Annotated in this window: 15 protein-coding genes; 8 read left to right on the plus strand and 7 right to left on the minus strand. The window is 55.7% G+C overall.

What is annotated here, in order from left to right; translation table 11 throughout:
- Positions 1 to 168: 168 nt before the first annotated feature.
- The 3 genes from gyrB to dnaA form a co-directional block, all read right to left on the minus strand.
- Positions 169 to 2667 (minus strand): DNA topoisomerase (ATP-hydrolyzing) subunit B, encoded by a 2499-nt coding sequence (gyrB, locus tag QZ725_RS08455; protein ID WP_293778459.1) that lies wholly within the window; start codon positions 2665 to 2667, stop codon positions 169 to 171.
- A gap of 429 nt (positions 2668 to 3096) precedes the next feature.
- Positions 3097 to 4203 (minus strand): DNA polymerase III subunit beta, encoded by a 1107-nt coding sequence (gene dnaN / locus QZ725_RS08460; RefSeq protein WP_293778461.1) that lies wholly within the window; start codon positions 4201 to 4203, stop codon positions 3097 to 3099.
- Positions 4204 to 4526: 323 nt separating this feature from the next.
- A complete protein-coding gene (gene dnaA / locus QZ725_RS08465) occupies positions 4527 to 5915 on the minus strand; it encodes a chromosomal replication initiator protein DnaA (protein WP_293778463.1) in 1389 nt (462 codons plus the stop codon).
- A 366-nt stretch (positions 5916 to 6281) separates the two neighbouring features.
- Between dnaA and rpmH the strand changes: the two genes are divergently transcribed.
- From rpmH to mnmE, 5 genes are all read left to right on the plus strand, one after another.
- Positions 6282 to 6416, plus strand: a complete 135-nt coding sequence (gene rpmH, locus QZ725_RS08470; protein WP_040041456.1) for a 50S ribosomal protein L34 — start codon at positions 6282 to 6284, stop codon at positions 6414 to 6416.
- 9 nt (positions 6417 to 6425) lie between these two features.
- Complete coding sequence (gene rnpA / locus QZ725_RS08475) at positions 6426 to 6815, plus strand: ribonuclease P protein component (protein WP_293778466.1); 390 nt, start codon at positions 6426 to 6428, stop codon at positions 6813 to 6815.
- A complete protein-coding gene (gene yidD / locus QZ725_RS08480) occupies positions 6815 to 7075 on the plus strand; it encodes a membrane protein insertion efficiency factor YidD (protein WP_293778468.1) in 261 nt (86 codons plus the stop codon). Before rnpA ends, yidD begins: the two co-directional genes overlap by 1 nt.
- A gap of 17 nt (positions 7076 to 7092) precedes the next feature.
- Positions 7093 to 8784, plus strand: coding sequence for a membrane protein insertase YidC (gene yidC / locus QZ725_RS08485; protein ID WP_293778470.1), 1692 nt, complete (start codon positions 7093 to 7095; stop codon positions 8782 to 8784).
- A gap of 132 nt (positions 8785 to 8916) precedes the next feature.
- Positions 8917 to 10314, plus strand: coding sequence for a tRNA uridine-5-carboxymethylaminomethyl(34) synthesis GTPase MnmE (gene mnmE, locus QZ725_RS08490; RefSeq protein WP_293778472.1), 1398 nt, complete (start codon positions 8917 to 8919; stop codon positions 10312 to 10314).
- 206 nt (positions 10315 to 10520) lie between these two features.
- Here mnmE and cfa read toward each other — a convergent pair whose 3' ends face one another.
- Positions 10521 to 11678: a cyclopropane fatty acyl phospholipid synthase gene (cfa, locus tag QZ725_RS08495; RefSeq protein ID WP_293778474.1), complete on the minus strand. Its 1158-nt coding sequence runs from the start codon at positions 11676 to 11678 to the stop codon at positions 10521 to 10523.
- Positions 11679 to 12034: 356 nt separating this feature from the next.
- On the opposite strand from cfa, the gene QZ725_RS08500 reads away from it, so the two are divergent.
- The 3 genes from QZ725_RS08500 to QZ725_RS08510 all read left to right on the plus strand — a co-directional run bounded on the left by QZ725_RS08500 (position 12035) and on the right by QZ725_RS08510 (position 15714).
- Positions 12035 to 14263: an NADP-dependent isocitrate dehydrogenase gene (locus QZ725_RS08500; protein ID WP_293778477.1), complete on the plus strand. Its 2229-nt coding sequence runs from the start codon at positions 12035 to 12037 to the stop codon at positions 14261 to 14263.
- A gap of 202 nt (positions 14264 to 14465) precedes the next feature.
- Positions 14466 to 15368: a lipid A hydroxylase LpxO gene (gene lpxO, locus QZ725_RS08505; protein WP_293778480.1), complete on the plus strand. Its 903-nt coding sequence runs from the start codon at positions 14466 to 14468 to the stop codon at positions 15366 to 15368.
- 220 nt (positions 15369 to 15588) lie between these two features.
- Entirely contained in the window at positions 15589 to 15714 is a 126-nt protein-coding gene (locus QZ725_RS08510) for a hypothetical protein (RefSeq protein WP_293778483.1), read from the plus strand.
- A gap of 260 nt (positions 15715 to 15974) precedes the next feature.
- Here QZ725_RS08510 and QZ725_RS08515 read toward each other — a convergent pair whose 3' ends face one another.
- From QZ725_RS08515 to QZ725_RS08525, 3 genes are all read right to left on the minus strand, one after another.
- Positions 15975 to 16199: a Lar family restriction alleviation protein gene (locus tag QZ725_RS08515; RefSeq protein ID WP_293778486.1), complete on the minus strand. Its 225-nt coding sequence runs from the start codon at positions 16197 to 16199 to the stop codon at positions 15975 to 15977.
- Between the two features lie 234 nt (positions 16200 to 16433).
- A complete protein-coding gene (locus QZ725_RS08520; RefSeq protein ID WP_293778489.1) occupies positions 16434 to 18254 on the minus strand; it encodes a DUF4153 domain-containing protein in 1821 nt (606 codons plus the stop codon).
- A 227-nt stretch (positions 18255 to 18481) separates the two neighbouring features.
- Positions 18482 to 18967 carry an asparaginase domain-containing protein gene (locus tag QZ725_RS08525; protein WP_293778669.1) on the minus strand — a complete coding sequence of 162 codons (486 nt, stop codon included), beginning with the start codon at positions 18965 to 18967 and terminating at the stop codon, positions 18482 to 18484.
- Positions 18968 to 19311: the final 344 nt, after the last annotated feature.

Raw genomic sequence — 19311 nt, forward strand, 5'->3', positions numbered from 1 at the left:
TCGTAGATACTATTAAATAGAAAAGGACCCATTAGGGTCCTTTATCTATGCCAAAGTACTTTAGGTAGATTTTTGCACTTTCTTTGAAATTTCTTTTTCACAGAACTGAAGAATTTTTCAACTTCTGCGCAAACCTACAGGTATTCTGAGAACCTACAACTACTTACATCAAATATCAATATTCCCCGCCGCCAGCGCATTCGATTCAATGAATGCACGACGTGGTTCAACGTCATCACCCATCAACGTCGTGAAAATCTGATCTGCCGCAATTGCATCTTCGATCTGCACTTTCAGCAGACGACGCACGTTCGGGTCCATCGTTGTTTCCCACAGTTGTTCTGGATTCATCTCACCCAGACCTTTGTAGCGCTGTTTACCAACGTTGCGCTCGGCTTCATTGCGTAGCCAGTTCATGGCCTGATGGAAGTCGTTGATGGCGCTGACCTTGGCTTTGTCGCCGGTACCACGTTGCACCATGGCACCCGGACCGATCAGGCCTTTGAAGGTGGCCGCAGCGTTGGCCAGGGTGGTGTAGTCGGGGCTGGCGATGAAGTCGGCGTCGAAACCGGTCACCTTGACGTTGCCGTGGTACATGCGGTTGATGCGCAGGCCGAACTTGTCGGCGAGTTCATCGTGGACGACATTGACCGTCACACTTGGCTCTTCAATGCCGGCTTGCAGTCGTGCTGCGGACTGGTCTGCAGCTTCCTGCGAGGTGAGGTCGATCGTCACGCCTGTCATGATGGCGGTGAGTGCCGCGCCATCGATCACGCGTGTGAGACGGTTGATGATGGCGTTGGCGGTGTTGTATTGGCGAACCAGTTCCTGCAATGCGTCACCGCTGATCGGCTGCGCGCCTTCAGAAGGTACCAGGGAGGCATCGTTAAGGGCAACTTGCATCATGTAGATCGACTCTTCGAGGTCGTCCTTCAGATAGCGTTCGTCCTTGCCATGCTTGACCTTGTAGAGCGGCGGCTGCGCGATGTAGACGTGGCCGCGCTCGACCAGTTGCGGCATCTGGCGATACAGCAATGTGAGCAGCAGCGTGCGGATGTGGGCGCCGTCAACGTCGGCATCGGTCATGATGATGATGCGGTGGTAACGCAGTTTTTCGATATTGAATTCATCGGCGCCGATGCTGGTACCGAGCGTGGCGATCAGCGTGGTGATCTGTTCGCTCGAGAGCATTTTTTCGAAGCGGGCTTTTTCGACGTTGAGCACCTTGCCGCGCAACGGCAGGATGGCCTGGAATTTACGATCACGACCTTGCTTGGCCGAGCCGCCTGCGGAGTCACCCTCGACGATATAGAGTTCGCAGAGTGCCGGATCTTTTTCTTGGCAATCGGCCAGCTTGGCGGAAAGGCCAAGGCCGTCCATCACGCCTTTACGACGCGTGAGTTCGCGTGCCTTGCGTGCGGCTTCACGCGCACGTGCCGCTTCGACGATCTTGCCGCAGATGATCTTGGCGTCGTTCGGGCGCTCTTGCAGATAGTCGGCCAATGTCTTGGCAACGATTTCTTCTACAGGGCCACGCACTTCACTCGATACGAGTTTGTCTTTCGTCTGCGAACTGAATTTCGGTTCTGGCACTTTGACGGACAGCACGCAAGTGAGGCCTTCGCGCATATCGTCACCCGACACTTCGACCTTGGCTTTCTTGGCCAGATCGTTCTCTTCAATGTACTTGTTGATGACGCGCGTCATCGCTGCACGCAAACCGGTAAGGTGTGTGCCGCCATCGCGTTGCGGAATATTGTTGGTGAAGCAGAGCACCTGTTCGTTATAGGCGTCGTTCCATTGCATGGAGACGTCCACAGTGATGTTGGTGTTCTGGTCGGACATGCGCTCGCCGACGGCTTGGAAAATGGTCGGGTGCAAAACGCTCTTGGCCTTATTGATGTACTCAACGAAGCCACGCGTGCCGCCTTCAAAGGCGAAGTCTTCTTCCTTGCCGGTGCGTTGGTCGGTCAGCTTGATGTGCACGCCATTGTTGAGGAACGACAGTTCGCGAATGCGCTTGGCCAGGATGTCGTAATGGAATTCAACATGCGTGAAGATTTCTTCGTCCGCCCAGAAATGCACTTCGGTACCGCGCTTGTCGGTTTCGCCGATGACCTTGATCGGCGACACGAGGTGACCGTCTATGGTTTCGACTTCGCGGTTCTGCGGAATGCCGCGTGCAAATTCCATCTGATGCACTTTGCCGTCGCGGCGAATGGTCAGTTGCAGTTTTTTCGACAGGCCGTTCACACACGACACGCCAACGCCGTGCAGACCGCCGGAAACCTTGTATGCGTTTTGATCGAACTTGCCGCCGGCGTGCAGCTCGGTCATGACGATTTCAGCCGCGCTACGTTTTGGCTCGTGTTTGTCGTCCCACTTCACGCCGGTTGGAATACCGCGGCCGTTATCAACGACAGAGATAGAATTGTCCGAGTGGATGGTGACGTGGATTTCGCTGCAGTGACCTGCCAGCGCTTCGTCGATCGAGTTGTCCAGCACTTCGAACACGCAGTGATGCAGACCGGTGCCGTCCGATGTATCGCCGATGTACATACCCGGGCGCTTGCGCACCGCTTCCAGACCTTCAAGAATCTGGATGGAGGATGCACCGTACTGCGCGGCTTGCGGCTGAGGGACGTTCTCGTTCGGGATCGCGGACATGGCTGCCTTTACTTGTCGGTTACTGATGATTCACAAACGGGTGAGCGGTTGTCTCGTTCCAGTCCAATAGAAGAATCACGCCTCGAATGCCTTACGGCGATTCAGACGTGTCATCTGGACGGGGAAGGAGAAAAGCGTGCTTTGCGCCGATGGCGCTGGCTGGCTGAGGACCTCACCTGATTGCGAAATGACGTGCAATGAAACGTGCTGCTTACTGCAATTGCCCGGCCGCTGCGTGCTGATGACAGCCCGCAAAGGTGATGACAGAAGGGGAATGGGATGATGATTTTTTCCACCCCGTCTGCCTCGGACAATCAGCGTTTCGGCGACCTATTTGAAATGGGGCCAAATTGCTGTTTTTAAAGGCAAATTTTACCTCATCGGAGCCTCCAAACCAAGCCTGGCGGGCACCGATGAGGCAGGGCAACATCAGATGCGCATTGGCATCACGACGTACTTGAAGTCAGGATTCTCTGGCACGGTGATCAATGCCGACGAATTCGCATCGCCGAGGGCGATATTGATGTTGTCGCCCTTGAGGTTATTGAGCACGTCGAGCAGATAGGTGACGTTGAAACCGATGTCGACGCTGTCGCCACCGTAATCGATTTCGATCTCTTCCACGGCCTCTTCCTGATCGGCGTTGGTCGAGCTGATTTTCATGCTGCCGGGGCTCATGATGCAGCGCACGCCCTTGAACTTGTCGGACGTCATGATGGCCGCACGTTGCAGCGAGCGCAGCAGCGTGTCGCGACCGATCGTGAAGTTGTTTTTATAACCTTTGGGGATCACACGCGTGTAGTCGGGGAACTTGCCTTCGACCAGCTTGGAGATCAGTTCGATATCGCTGAAGGTCAGCTTGACCTGATTGTTGGCGATTTCCAGATCAACCGGCTGTTCGGTTTCTTCCAGCAGGCGTTGCAGTTCGATGATTGTCTTGCGCGGGATGATGACTTCCTGGCGCGCAAATTCCTGTTCGGCTTCGACCTGGCAGAACGCCAGACGGTGACCGTCCGTTGCGACGGCGATGACGTTCTTGCCATCGACCACCAGCAACAGGCCGTTGAGGTAGTAGCGAATGTCCTGCTGCGCCATCGAGAAGTGCACCATATTAAAGAGGTGCTTCAGCGTTTTCTGCGGCAGCGTGACTTTGGCGTTGTAATGCTCTGCCTGGGCGACGGTGGGGAATTCTTCTGCGGCCAGCGTTTGCAATGCGAAACGCGATTTACCGGACTGCACGCTCATGCGCTTGTTAGCCAACGTCAGCGATACGTCGCCGGAATCGGGCAAGGCACGCAGAATGTCCAGCAATTTGCGCGCTGCAACTGTGGTGGAGGCCACGTCGTTGCCGCTACCGACTTCGGCGTGCGTCGTGATCTGCACTTCGATGTCTGTCGAGAGGAAAGAAACGCGTTCGCCATCCTTGCGAATGAGGATATTGGCCAGAATCGGCAAAGTGTGCCGACGCTCGACAATACCACTCACAATCTGCAACGGACGAAGTAGCGCGTCTCGTTGGGTTTTGACCAATTGCATAGTTAGATCCTTATCGATAGATGGTTAAACAGATGCGGATGCGGTTTTCGATAAAAGCTGATGCTGCATGCCTACCTTGCCGACGAAGACATCGCCTTCCGTCTTCGCCCAACCTTGTCAGAACACATTGGATTTCCTCTCTGGCCCCATCTGCTTGAGAGGACTATTTCCGACGAGGTGACAATGCCTTGTATTTTGACAGAAACATCCGACAAGAAGCCGCCCGGAAACGATTTTCTGCCTGTGGCAAGTTGTCCACGGTCTATCCACTGCTTATCCCAAGGATTTCCACAAAGTTATCCACAGGCACGTAGGCAGTGAAATCAACCCTTCAGGGTCTGCTCCAGAACGTGCAACTCATGGTTGCATTCGGGGCTCTTCGCACGATCTGCGGCGATCTTGCGTACCGCATGCAAAACGGTCGTGTGATCGCGACCGCCGAACAATTCGCCGATTTCTGGCAGACTTTTCTGCGTTAATTCCTTGGCAAGATACATCGCAATCTGACGTGGTCGTGCAATGTTGGCAGGCCGCTTTTTCGAGTACATATCGGCGACCTTGATATTGAAAAAGTCCGCCACCGTCTTCTGGATATTCTCGACCGAGATCTGCCGATTCTGCACCGACAGCAGATCTTTCAATGCATCTTTAACAACTTCAATCGTGATGTCTTTGCCGTGAAAACGGGAGTAAGCAAGAATCTTGCGCAGTGCGCCTTCAAGTTCACGCACGTTGGAACGCAGGTGTTTTGCCACAAAAAAGGCCACGTCATCTGACATGGTGACGCCTTCCTGCACAGCCTTTTTCAGCAAAATTGCCACACGCATTTCAAGCTCGGGTGGTTCGACGGCGACCGTCAAACCCGAGTCAAAACGGGAAATCAGGCGGTCATCCATGCCTGTGATTTCCTTCGGATAGGTGTCGCTAGTGATGATGATTTGTTTCTTGGCTGCAATTAAAGCCTCGAACGCATAGAAGAATTCTTCCTGCGTGCGGCTCTTGCCACCGAAGAACTGGATGTCATCGATGAGCAACAAATCGAGCGAATGATAGTACCGCTTGAAGTCGTCAAAACCCTTACGTTGGTAAGCAGTCACTACGTCGCGAACGTACTGTTCAGCGTGGATATAGCGAATCTTGGTGCCTGGATTATCAGCCAACACCTGGTTGCCGATGGCATGGATCAAGTGGGTTTTGCCGAGGCCAACGCCACCATATAAGAACAGCGGGTTGTACGAACTGCCCGGATTGTTGGCCACCTGAATCGCTGCGGCGCGTGCCAACTGATTGGCCTTACCGGTCACAAAACTTTCGAACGTGAGGGCGGTATTGATGCGACTCTGATCGCGGCGCGGGGTCGCTTCGGCCGGGCTGGCCGGAATCGGCTCAAGCACGTTGGCCGGTACTTCGTCGCCTTGCGCGCCGTGCACCTGGGCGGCTGGGGTAGCTGCCGGACGACGTGCACCAGCCAGTCGCGGATCGAGCACAAATTGCACATCGATCGGCATTTCCCAGAATTCGGCGGCGAGGGTGGTGATGCGATTGGCGAACTGAGTTTTCACCCAGTCCAGCTTGAACCGATTCGGCGCAGCGATGCGCAAGGTACCGTCTTCATAGTCGAGCGGCGCAAGCGGTTTGATCCACGCACTATATTGCTGCGGCGTCAATTCCCGTTCGAGCTGGGCGGAGCAGGTCTGCCAGAAATTTTCCATGAAGGTCTACTTGGTCTTTATTATGCGAAGGGTGAAACGGCCCCCTTGGGTGGTCTATTCGCATGCCTGAAGGGAAGGGATTCCGCTTGCCGGCTGCTGCCACACGGAGCGCCTATTCTACCCCCGCAAAGCAAAGTTATCCACAGGCGGAACGCGAATTTATCTACGTGCATTCCCGCCAAAACCGTGCTAAGTAATTGACAGGCAAGCGGAAAGTGCTGTCTAATTCAGGGTTCACTACCCACGATGTTGGTCCTTTGTGTTGTCGCCGCTCTGGCACCAGCGCATGCGCCAGCTGCCCAAAGTACGAGGGCGACGGGGCGCGTGATTTCCGATTTATATTTTTGCTGACTAGCGAGACAACAAATGAAACGTACCTACCAACCTTCCGTCGTACGCCGCAAGCGCACTCATGGCTTCCGCGTCCGCATGGCAACCCGCGGTGGCCGCGCTGTGCTCAATGCACGCCGCGCCAAAGGCCGCAAGCGCCTCGCTGTTTAAGCGAATGGCGTGACCGGCGATCGTTCGCTCGACTTTGCACGCGATCGGCGGATCGTTAAAACGGATGAATTTTCATCCGTTTTTCGTTTGCGCCCTGCGTATCGGACGGCCCATTTCGTCCTTTACACGCGGCAAACCGATCTGCCCAACGCCCGTTTGGGCGTGGTCGCTGCCAAACGCCTCGCTCCCCGCGCTGTGACGCGCAACACGATCAAGCGTGTGACGCGCGAACTGTTTCGCCAGACGGCCCTGCCGTCGATCGATTGCATCGTTCGCCTGTCGCAACCCGTCAATACCAAGAAAGGGCCTGCCACCAACGCAGGCCTCAAACGGTTGTTGCGGGAAGAACTCACGCGCCTGTTCGCGTCGCAAACAGTCAGCGGCAGGAGTGCGGGCTGATGAAAAAGATTCTGCTGTTACTGGTGCGCGGCTATCAATTGTGCATCAGCCCCTTCCTCGGACAAAACTGCCGCTTTTATCCAAGCTGCTCAAGTTACGCCGCCGAAGCGATCGAGGAACATGGCGCCCTCAAAGGGAGCCTGCTGGCGTCGCGCCGTCTGTGCAAATGCCATCCGTGGCATCCGGGCGGCTTTGATCCGGTACCACCCAAGAAAACGTCTTCAACCAATACAACTGCTTGCGGTTGCCGCCAATCCTGATGACTGATTAAGAGCTTATGGATATCAAACGTACCGTCCTCTGGGTAATTTTCTCGTTCTCGCTTCTGATGTTGTGGGACAACTACAACCGTTACACCGGCAAGGACTCGATCTTCTTCGGCAACGCAGGCAAGCAGCAGCAAGCCGCCGTCGCAGAAGGCAATGCAAACCAAGCTGCGGCTGCCAATTCGGATGTGCCGACCGTGTCGAACCCGGTGCCTGCCAACCAGGCCATTCCTGGCGCACAAACGGCCGCCAAGAGTGAAATCGTCACCGTCACGACCGACTTGATCAAGGCTGACATCGATACCGTCGGCGGCGAAATCCGTCGCCTGGAATTGCTGCAACACAAGGAAAGCGAACACAGCGACAAGAATGTCGTCCTGTTCGACAGCACGCCACCACGCACCTATCTCGGCCAGACCGGCCTGACGGGCGGCGACTATCCGAACCACCGTTCGGAATTCAAGGTCGTACCCGGCGCGCGTGAACTGGGTGATGGCAACCAGGTACAACTGGTGATGGAAGCCGAACGTCAAGGCGTCAAGCTGGTGAAGACCTTCACCTTCAAGCGCAACGACTACAAGATCGATATCAAGCAAGACATCGTCAACAACACCAACGCGCCGATTTCGCCTTCGATCTACCTGCAACTGGTACGCGATGGCGGCAAGCTGGCCGAATCGATGTTCTACAGCACCTTCACGGGTCCGGCGGTCTACAGCAATGCCGAGAAATTCCAGAAGGTGACGTTCGATTCGATCGAAAAAGGCAAGGATGAGCACATCAAGAAAGCCAACGATGGCTGGATCGCGATGGTGCAGCATTACTTCGTCTCGGCCTTCGTACCGCAAACCGATCTGCCACGTGAATACTTCACCAAGAAACTGGCAACCAATCTGTATGCAGTCGGCACCATCGTACCGATGGGCGAGATCGCTCCAGGCCAAAGCAAGTCGCTCGACGCCACGCTGTTCTCTGGTCCACAGGAATCGAGCCGCCTGGATGCCGTCGCGCCTGGCTTCGACCTGGTCAAGGATTATGGCTGGCTGACCATCATCGCGCGTCCGATCTTCTGGGCGATGGAACATATCCATGCCGTGCTCGGCAACTGGGGCTGGACCATCATCGCACTGACCGTGCTGATCAAGCTGATCTTCTTCCCACTGTCCGCAGCCAGCTATCGCAGCATGGCGAAGATGAAACTGGTCACGCCGAAAATGACCGAAATCCGTACGCGCTACAAGGAAGAGCCGCAAAAGATGAACGCGGCCATGATGGAGCTGTACAAGAAGGAAAAGATCAATCCGCTTGGCGGCTGCATGCCGATTCTGATCCAGATTCCGGTCTTTATTTCGCTGTACTGGGTATTGCTGGCCAGCGTCGAGATGCGTAACGCGCCGTGGCTGTGGATCGCCGATCTGGCCGCACCGGATACGCTGTTCGGTTCGTACAACATCTTCGGTTTCCATCTGACCATCGGTATCCTGCCGATCCTGATGGCGATCTCGATGTTCGTGCAGACCAAGCTGAACCCGACGCCACCAGATCCAGTGCAGGCGAAGCTGATGATGTGGATGCCGATCATCTTCTCGCTCATGTTCTTCTTCTTCCCGGCCGGCCTCGTGCTGTACTGGGTAGTCAACAACGTGCTGTCGATTGCACAGCAATGGACGATCACCAAGAAAATCGGCGCACCAACGACCTGATCCATACGCTGAAGAGCAAAACAGCGCTCTTCGCAAAAAGCCCGTGCCATGCCAGTGCATGCACGGGCTTTTTTACGCCGTGATCGTTTATCCTTTCGTTACTCCATAACGCGACAACCAATTTTTGACTTCATGAATTTCGACTCTGCACCCATCGTCGCCATCGCCACCGCTCCGGGTCGCGGCGGCATCGGCGTTGTCCGCATCTCGGGCAAAAACATCACCGCCATCATCGATGCCATCTGCGCCACCAAGGGCAAACCGCTGCAAACACGCCATGCGACCTATCTGGATTTCCTGCGTGCCGATGGCAGCGTGATCGATCAGGGGCTGGCAATTCACTTCAAGGCACCGCATTCGTACACGGGTGAAGACGTGCTGGAACTGCAAGGCCACGGCGGCCCGGTCGTGCTGCAGATGCTGCTGGCCCGCTGCCTCGAAGCCGGTGCCGACGTCGGTCTGCGTCTGGCGCAACCGGGCGAGTTCACGCATCGTGCCTTCCTCAACGACAAGCTCGATCTGGCACAAGCCGAAGCCGTCGCGGATCTGATCGAAGCATCGACCGAGGCCGCCGCCAAGTCGGCCTCGCAATCGCTGTCCGGTGCCTTCTCGAAAACCATTCAGGATCTGGTCGACAAGATCATCAACCTGCGCATGCTGGTCGAAGCCACGCTCGACTTCCCGGAAGAAGAAATCGACTTCCTCGAACAGTCGGATGCGCGTGGACAACTCACGCGCATACGCGAAGCACTGCAGCAGGTCTTCCGGCAGGCAGCACAAGGCGCCTTGCTGCGCGAAGGGCTCAACATCGTGCTGGCCGGCCAGCCCAATGTCGGCAAGTCCTCGCTATTGAATGCGCTGGCAGGTGATGACATCGCTATCGTCACACCGATTGCCGGCACGACACGCGACAAGGTCATCGAAACCATCCAGATCGAAGGCATCCCACTCAACATCATCGACACCGCCGGCATCCGTACCGAAGAACAGGCCAGCGATGAAGTGGAACGCATCGGCATCGCGCGCACCTGGGCCGCGGTGGAAAAAGCCGACGTCGTCATTCACATGCTCGACGCCGCTCGTGGCCCCACACGCGAAGACGAACAAATCACAGCACGCTTCCCACAAGGCGTGCCCGTCATTCGCATCTGGAACAAGATTGACCTGTCGGGCCACAAACCTTCTGTGGATCATTTGCCGGATGCGACACATATCTATCTGTCGGCATCCGAACTGGCAGGCATGGATTTACTGCGCAGCGAACTGCTGCGTCTGATCGGCTGGCAACAAACAGGCGAGTCCCTCTACCTCGCGCGCGAACGTCACTTGCTGGCATTGAAAGCAGCCGAAGAACATCTGGATATCGCCGCGCAACATGCCGCACACGACAGCGAAACCACGCATCCGGCGCTTGATCTGTTTGCTGAAGAATTGCGACTGGCTCAGGATAGGCTGTCGAGTATTACGGGAGAGTTCACCCCGGATGATTTGCTGGGGGTGATTTTCAGCCGTTTCTGTATCGGCAAATAATCAGCCTCCATAATAAAAAAGCGACTGCAATGCAGTCGCTTTTTTTATTTGCCTTTCGTTGGTGGCTGATTATCTCGCCCTTTGCCTGACGGATTACCTGTCTTGCTAGGACCGTTCGGTGGCGTGCGGTTATTGGCCATACTGGCTCTCCTTTCCAATAGTGTGTCTTATTTGGCTGCTCATCGACATTACATTTCCCCCCTGATTCAAGAGACCGGCCGCCGATAGCCTCCGGGCAAGCCTTCTTTTGATAACACCAATTGCCATAACTGGATATCCCGCGCTCTGAATGCGCCTGCACACGAAAGCAGGTAGTACTTCCACATCCGATAAAACCGCTGCCCGAGCTTTTCTGAAAACGCCGGCCACGCGCGGTCGAAATTCTGGAACCACGCTATGAGCGTCTTGTCGTAATCGGCGCCGAAGCTGTGCAGGTCTTCGAGGACGAACAGATCATCCAGTGCATCACCAATCTGGCCGACAGAGGGTAGATCGCCGTTGGGGAAAATGTACTTATCGACCCAGGGATCGGGCGTGGTGCGGCGTGAATTCTTACCAATGGTGTGCAGCAGGAACAGCCCGCCTTTATCGAGCGCACGGTTGGCGACTTCCATATAGACGCGGTAATTCTTGCGGCCCACATGTTCGAACATGCCGAGGCTGGCGACGGCATTGAAACGCTCATCGAGATCACGGTAGTCCTGCAGGAGAAATTCAATGGGCAGGTGCGAATAGCGTTCCTGTGCGTAGGCGATCTGTTCCTTTGAAATACTGACGCCCACACCTTCAATGCCGTAACGTTCCGCAGCAAAACCGAGCAGGCTGCCCCAGCCGCAACCGATATCCAGCAACCGCATGCCCGGCTGCAATTGCAACTTGCGGCACACCATATCGAGCTTGGCCTCCTGTGCCTGTTCCAGATTCTCGGCATGTTCCCAATAGCCGCAGGTATAGGTGAGGCGCGAATCGAGCATGCCGGCGTAGAAATCGTTGCCCAGGTCGTAATGCACTTCGCCGACCTTGCGCGCACGTTCCACATTTTGCCGATTGAGAAATTTGGCCATCAGCACATAGCCGACGAGGCGCAATGGCTGAATCTGGTCGGTCAGCCGCGTGCCCAGCAGACGCGCAAAAAATTCGTCTAGCTGTTCAGCGTCCCAATCACCATCCATATAGGCTTCGCCAAGACCGAGATTGGCCTGCGCCATGCCGCGCTCGAGCACGTCGGGTGAGTGCAATTGCATGTCCCAGGGATTGGTGCCGTTAATACCGATGCCCGCCTTGTTCAGCAAGTCGATCGCAGCCTGATGCAGGCCCGAGGTTTTGGGCGGAGAAGGGTGAGGCAGAAAGGTATTGGTATGCATAGAGCCATCTGAAAAAGAAGGAGCCGTGCGTTCAAGAACATTCTTCTGCTTGTCCGAATTTGGACATTCGCCATGCGCATAAGTGCGGCGTGCTCTCGGCGGAAAGAGAAAATTGCATCATCTTGATAGTCTGCCAAACCAACAAGGTCAAGCACGTTTTGCCAGCCGCCGGTGCAAATCCTCTTTTCTAACAGGATCTTCACGCCAGGCATGGCTGACAAGGGGACAATGTGGGCGGCCTTTGCCCGACAGGGGTGTTTTCGGCGACAATGTTGCCATTCGGCGTTTTGCCTGAACGGCAACGGCTGGCACGCTGCCGGGCCGTCATGTCCTCAACCAGCCCACGTTTTCCATCCATGACCACTTCCTCCAAGATCATCTATACCCTGACCGACGAAGCGCCAGCCCTGGCGACCTATTCGCTGCTGCCCATCGTCAAGGCATTTACCCGATCTTCCGGCATTGCCGTCGAAACGCGCGACATTTCGCTGGCAGGTCGCATCATCGCCGCCTTTCCCGAATTTTTGACCGATGCCCAGAAGATCGGCCCGGCACTTGCCGAACTGGGCGAACTGGCCACCAAATCCGAAGCCAACATCATCAAGCTGCCGAACATCAGTGCCTCGATCCCGCAGTTGAAAGCCGCGATCAAGGAATTGCAGCAGCAAGGTTACAAGCTGCCCGATTACCCTGAAGAAGCGAAGACCGATGCCGAGAAAGACATCAAGGCACGCTACGACAAGATCAAGGGCAGCGCCGTCAATCCTGTTCTTCGTGAGGGCAATTCGGATCGCCGTGCGCCGGGCTCGGTCAAGAATTACGCACGCAAACACCCACACAAGATGGGCGCGTGGTCGGCCGATTCGAAATCGCATGTGGCGCACATGGACAACGGCGATTTCTACGGCAGCGAGAAATCGGCGCTGATTGCCGAAGCCGGCAACGTGAAGATCGAACTCATCGGCAATGATGGCAACACCACCGTGCTGAAGGAAAAGACTGCCGTCAAGGCAGGCGAAATCATCGATGCCGCCGTACTGAGCCGCAAGGCGCTGCGCGACTTCATCGAAGTGCAGGTCAACGATGCGCGCGAGAAAGGCGTGCTGTTTTCAGTGCACCTGAAAGCGACCATGATGAAAGTCTCCGACCCCATCCTGTTCGGCAATGTGGTCTCGGTGTTCTACAAGGATGTGTTGGCGAAACATGCCGACACGCTCAAACAGATCGGCTTCGATCCGAACAACGGCATTGGCGATCTGTATGCACGCATCGGCGCACTGACGGCTGACAAGCAGGCAGAAATCGAAGCTGATATTCAAGCGACCTACACAACACGCGCCGCGCTGGCGATGGTCAATTCGGACAAAGGCATCACCAATCTGCACGTGCCAAGCGACGTGATCGTGGATGCATCGATGCCAGCCATGATTCGCGATTCGGGCCGCATGTGGAATGCCGAAGGCAAGCTGCAAGATACCAAGGCCGTAATTCCAGATCGCTGCTATGCAGGTATCTATCAGGCCGTGATTGATGATTGCAAAAAGAACGGCGCATTCGATCCGGTCACCATGGGCACGGTGCCGAACGTCGGCCTGATGGCGCAGGCAGCAGAAGAGTACGGTTCGCACGACAAGACCTTCCAGCTCGACAGCGATGGCGTCGTGCGTGTGACCGATGCCGGCGGCAAAGTACTGCTGGAGCAAGCTGTGGAAGCTGGCGATCTGTTCCGCATGTGCCAGACCAAGGATGCACCGGTGCAGGATTGGGTCAAGCTGGCCGTCACGCGCGCACGCCTGAGCAACACGCCAGCCGTGTTCTGGCTCGACAAGAATCGCGCACACGATGCGCAACTGATCGCCAAGGTTGAAACGTATCTGAAGGATCACGACACCAGCGGTCTCGATATCCGCATCCTCGCGCCGGTCGATGCGATCCGCTTCTCGATCGAACGCATCCGCAAAGGCCAGGACACGATCTCCGTGACCGGCAATGTACTGCGCGACTACCTGACAGATCTGTTCCCGATCATGGAGCTGGGCACCAGCGCCAAGATGCTGTCCATCGTACCGCTGATGGCCGGTGGTGGCCTGTTCGAGACCGGCGCTGGCGGCTCAGCACCGAAACACGTGCAGCAATTTGTCGAGGAAGATTTCCTGCGCTGGGACTCGCTCGGTGAATTCATGGCACTCGCGGCTTCGCTCGAACATCTGGGCCAGGTCAACGGCAACAAGAAGGCACTGGTACTGGCAAAAACACTGGATGAAGCGACCGGCAAATTCCTCGACACCGACAAATCGCCAGCTCGCGCCGTCGGCGGTCTCGACAATCGCGGCAGCCATTTCTATCTCGCGCTGTACTGGGCACAGGCGCTGGCCGCACAAACCGAAGATGCCGAACTGCAAGCGCAGTTCGGCGCGCCGGCCAAGGCCATGACCGAACAGGAAGCTGCCATCGTGGCCGAACTGAAGGCGGCGCAGGGCAAGGCGGTCGATATCGGTGGCTACTATCATCCGGACGCAGCAAAGACGGCCGCCGCGATGCGCCCTAGTGCCACGCTGAACAGCATCATCGATAGCATCACCTGAAGTCATTGAGGCAATCCGCCCCCGGCTTGACCAGCGAAGTCAGCCGGGGGTTTTAATATCCGCCGTGCCAATCGTTCGACGACATGGCATCACGCATGGAGCCAGATTCCTGCTGCAATCGGGCAACAGCATGATCGAAACCAGTTGAGTACAATCTCAGCTTCACCATCCTTCACCCTCAGGCAGCATTACGCCCACCGACATGATCAAATGGACCCTCATCACGCTGTTTCTTCTCAGCGTGCTCTACACCCACTATCGCGGCAAGGTGCGTCACAAATGGTTGCGTCAGTCGACCGATCATTCCACGTTCATGGCGCCGATCAATGCGTTCATGACGCTGTTTTCGAGTCTGCCGGATCGCCCTTACCACGACTTGAAAAGCTACCCCGAACTGAAGACGATTCAGGACAACTGGGAAATTATTCGCGAAGAAGCACTAGCATTGCAAAGCGAAGGCGCGATCAAGGCCTCGCAGAAAATGGACGATGCCGGTTTCAACTCCTTCTTTCGCCGTGGCTGGACGCGCTTTTATCTGAAATGGTACGGCGACAGCCATCCTTCAGCCGTGCAGCGCTGCCCACGCACGACCGCACTTCTGGATTCGATTCCGATCGTCAAGGCGGCCATGTTTGCGCAACTGCCACCGGGAGCAGATCTGGGCAAGCATCGCGATCCGTACGCCGGTTCGTTGCGCTATCACCTCGGCTTGGTCACGCCGAATGATGATCGCTGCTTCATCAATGTCGATGGCATCGATTACAGCTGGCGCGATGGCGAAGCCGTGATCTTCGATGAAACCTATATCCACTGGGCGGCTAACAACAGCGACAAGAACCGCATCATTCTGTTCTGCGATCTGGAACGCAAGATGAAATGGGGCTGGGCGCAGGCGATCAACCGCTGGTTCAGCAACAACGTGATGGCTGCTACGGCTGCGCCGAACGACATGCAGGACAAGACTGGCGGCGTCAACCGGGCCTTCAAGAACATTTACCAGATTCGCGCCAATGGCAAGAAGCTCAAGGCCTATAACAAGCCGCTTTACTATCTGGTGAAGTGGTCGATCCTACTGGGTATTGTCGCGCTGATCGTTTTCATCTGAGGCGCGCTGCAACGGCACACATGTGTCAAATATCAGTTCCACGTTAAGAAAGCCCGCTCTTGCGGGCTTTTTCTTTGCTGCCTGTCGCCTGCACGCTACAACGTTATTTTTTCTTACAGAAAGATGCGGATGGCGCTGATACGCGTGCGTTCAGGCTTTGCCTACCATGCAGGTCATCGGCACATCGCCCACAGCATATTCAGGACTACGGAGAACCATCATGATCAAATTTTCGACACTGAGCCTCATTTCTGCCGCCGCAGCAGTCAGTTTTTTGTGTGCCTCGGTCGTACATAGCGACGATCTTTCCGGTGAGAAAACTATCATCGTCGCGGAATCGCGTTAAGCCTGTCGCGGAAAAAGCACATGAGTCATGCTGGTGTTGTCATGCAAACAGAGCGGACAAGCATGGATTCAGACGAATAATCGGCCAAAAAATTTGAGAGCGTTTTAGGGAAAGCCACAAAAGGGTTTAAGCAGGATCAGGTCGTATGGCTTGATCGATGCCAAAAGCAGGGAGGAGAACCGGTCACCGTCACAGGAAAACCGGTCTGAGAAAGCAAATCGGCCTGATTCAATCAGGCCGTTTTCATTAGGGGAAGGACATCAATGCGGGACGGGGATCTGTTCACGCAAATTCCACGCCGTAACCGCGTTCTTGGCGTTTTTCTCTTCACTGTCGCCGCTAAAGTGCGCAGTGTTGTTATGCAGTGTGCAATCATGATTCATGCAATGCACATAGCTGTAAGGCAATTCCGATTCGAGATAATGGGCCTGCTTCAACTCCGCCTTGGTACCGCAGAATGGGCATGGTTTCAGTGTTTGTTCCATTGTTTTCTCCTCATGCTGATTTGCTTACGCTTCTCGATGAAGTCCACTTGTTGGATCACCTGCTGACGCCAGAGTTCTGTCGTTTCCTCCCACTGATGGTTTTTGCTGCTTCGATACGAGCCGCCTGAGGTTGATTCTAGTACAAAAGAAAAAACAAATTCCACTCTTGTTTTTCGGCACTGCCATTCTCATCACATGCCACACGCCGCTTGGAGGCAGCAATTTGTTCACCGCTCATTTATTGCACGCGTTGGCATCCATGCCCCACGTCTGCAAGGTGAGGCGTGTGCCACCAGCATCCAAATCCTGAAAGCGCGGTGTCACGGCGTGTGCATGGCCTTCCCGCAATGCCTTCAACAAATCGCCGCACCCCTGTGGCAGACTCAACCAGCCCATCGATCGCCAACCCTTTTCCTCCCGCGCAAAAAGGATCAGTTGTTGATTCGGCGAAGCATCGGCAATCAGAATTTCTTCTCTGCCATCGGCATTCATGTCGAGCATCCAAGCTTCGCAACGACGACCGGTCCGACGCAGACATTCCGGCAGGATGTAGGAATTCTGTTCGGCCATCCAGTCCTGTGCCATGAAATCTGCAGGTAAGGCGCGACCCTTTGGATAAACGGTGATATTGGCTTGTCGTGTAGCGGCACTGAGCGCCGGCAACGCGTCGGAGCGATCCCATTTATTGGTCTTGGCCAATGCCGCTTCCGCGCCCTTGCGCAATGTTTCGGCATCGCTGCCTTCACTGCGCGATTTGAGTTCCTGCAAGGCGGTATTACCGTAACGCGCGCCTTCGAAACGCAGATAGTGAAAATCGAATTCGGCAGCCGAAACCTTGCCTGCCTCCAGCCGAGCCATCTGGCTGTTGACCGACAAGCGTGCCGGATCTGCAAGCGGTGTGAACAACACTAGGAGGATCAGCACGATCCACAATGCCGTCAGCACATTGGTTTGCGCAATGCGCGTCAGCCAGCCGCGCTCGCAGGCAGCCCACAGATAGCCAATGGCATATGCCGTAGCGACCAGCAGACAGGCAACCGCCGTAATACGGTCAGCACTCCAGCCATACTGGCCGACGCGCAGAGTCAGGGCATGGCTTGCAATCACCACCAGCGGCAGCAACAGCACACAGGCGATGCGCGCGGCGAGTTGCAGAATACGCGGCGGCAGTTGCGTCACCTCTCCCTGTTGAAAGGTGGCATTGATCAGGACGATCAACACCCCAGCCGCACTCAGCAATACAGTCGTGGCATGACGCGTTGCCCACAGGGGTTCCAGTCCGATGAATGGCAATGTCAGCAGAAAGCCGCCGACCAGCAACACACTTAGCGGCAACAGCCACGACAGCAGGGTCAACAGCAAGCCGCGTATGCCCTGCACGATGCGTGGCCGCACATCCGTCACATGCAAGGCCACCGAGAAGGCAAAGGCCAGCACCGGAATAACGAACCATGCCTGATCCAGCAAGGTACGTAGGAACGACAGTTTGACCAGCATGAACAGCGTCGCGCCCAGCCACAAGATCAACCACAGCAGACCGACAAAGGGGAGCGCGAAAGCAAACTGGATACCCAACTTCCACGCGGCTTCGAAACAGGCGGGATAGGAAGGCAAACGCCTGCCATCACGCGCACCGGCCAGAATCATCGCCTGCGCAATGAAGAATCCCGCCGCCGTCGCCAGCAACAGCCAGCCATCGGAAAGGAAACGCGAGACATTGCCGCCATCACGCTTCCAGTTGCCGACGAAATCCATGCGCCATACATCGCCAACCGCCAGCGCAACGCATACCAGCGAAGCGCATAGCAGCCAGCGCAGCAGTGTGCCGCGCGTCAGATGCCCGAACGCAGAAACGAACAACAGGGGCACGAACAGAGCCAGCAAAAACAGCGTCAGGAACACATAGGCATTGCTTGCTAAACCGGCTTCCTGCTTGAGGCTGTAGTAAAGCGCATAAAGCAATCCGCCTTGCAGCAGACCGGCGAACAATCGCCAGCGCGCCACGGCGGCGGGTGTGTCTTCGTTTTGAGCCGTGCTTGTGTCTTGTTGGGTCATGCTCTTCTGCTCCATTCGCCATGACGGTACCTTATAGGCGCGTTTTTCATGGTTGTCATGGCACCGTCACAATCACTGCGTATGCTTGAGGCTAAATGATCGTCTCAAGGAATTCGGCCCATGTCTCTCTCTGCATGGGCTTTTTTTTTGCGCCAATGAAAACGGCCGCTGAAATGCGGCCGCCTGGGGCAAATGCATTGATCTGCATTGCCGATCTATAGTTCAACTCACGTCGTTTCGAACACGCCTTCGGCACGATTCTTCTTGACGTTGTCCCACGCGAAGATGCGCGCATTCATCGCGATATAAACACCATGCGGCAGCGTTTGCGCAATCCCGCAGGCAAAGCCGAAATTAAACAACGCATCGGAATGCTGCACTTCATACGGGATCATGGCGCCCGTGAGCACAATGGTCTTGCGCAGTTGCGCCGCGCCGAGCACTGCAGCGGTTTCCTGCATCGTGTCGGTACCATGCACAACCACGATACTTTTCTCATCGGCACGCAGGCAGCAGGCACAAATCCGCTGACGATCGGCATCGTGCATTTCCAGCGAATCGAGGAAAGGCAATTGTTCGAGCTGTACCGGCATCGTGATGCGGGCACGACGAATGACTTCCGGCAAATGACCATTACCGAATGTCAGTTTGCCAGACAGTTCATCGTAATGCTTGTCGAAGGTACCACCAGTGGCAATGATGCGCAGGCTCATATCGATCATGTCAGCAGAAATAGTATCGGTCTCACTCAGACGCATCATAGCCTGCTCAGCGGTCAAATGAAAAGATGATCAAAGGCGGTAAAAACCAATCTGGCATGGCGCAGCCTGCATGATGGGGAAAAACAGGCCGATATGATTGCTGCAATGCATGGCTTCATGCCTCACCACTGCCATATTCATGGGATGGCGCGTGGAGGTTAATGAAGTGAGCCGATCCTCACGTTGCCGTCGGACGAGATATCGATACCCAGCCCATACGTCATCAATGCTTGCGTCTCGGGACTCTTGGATTCATCGGCTGGCCGATTTTTGTATGCCTCCGCAAACGCGGCTTC

Source organism: uncultured Oxalicibacterium sp., assembly GCF_913776015.1.
Lineage (GTDB): Bacteria > Pseudomonadota > Gammaproteobacteria > Burkholderiales > Burkholderiaceae_D > Oxalicibacterium.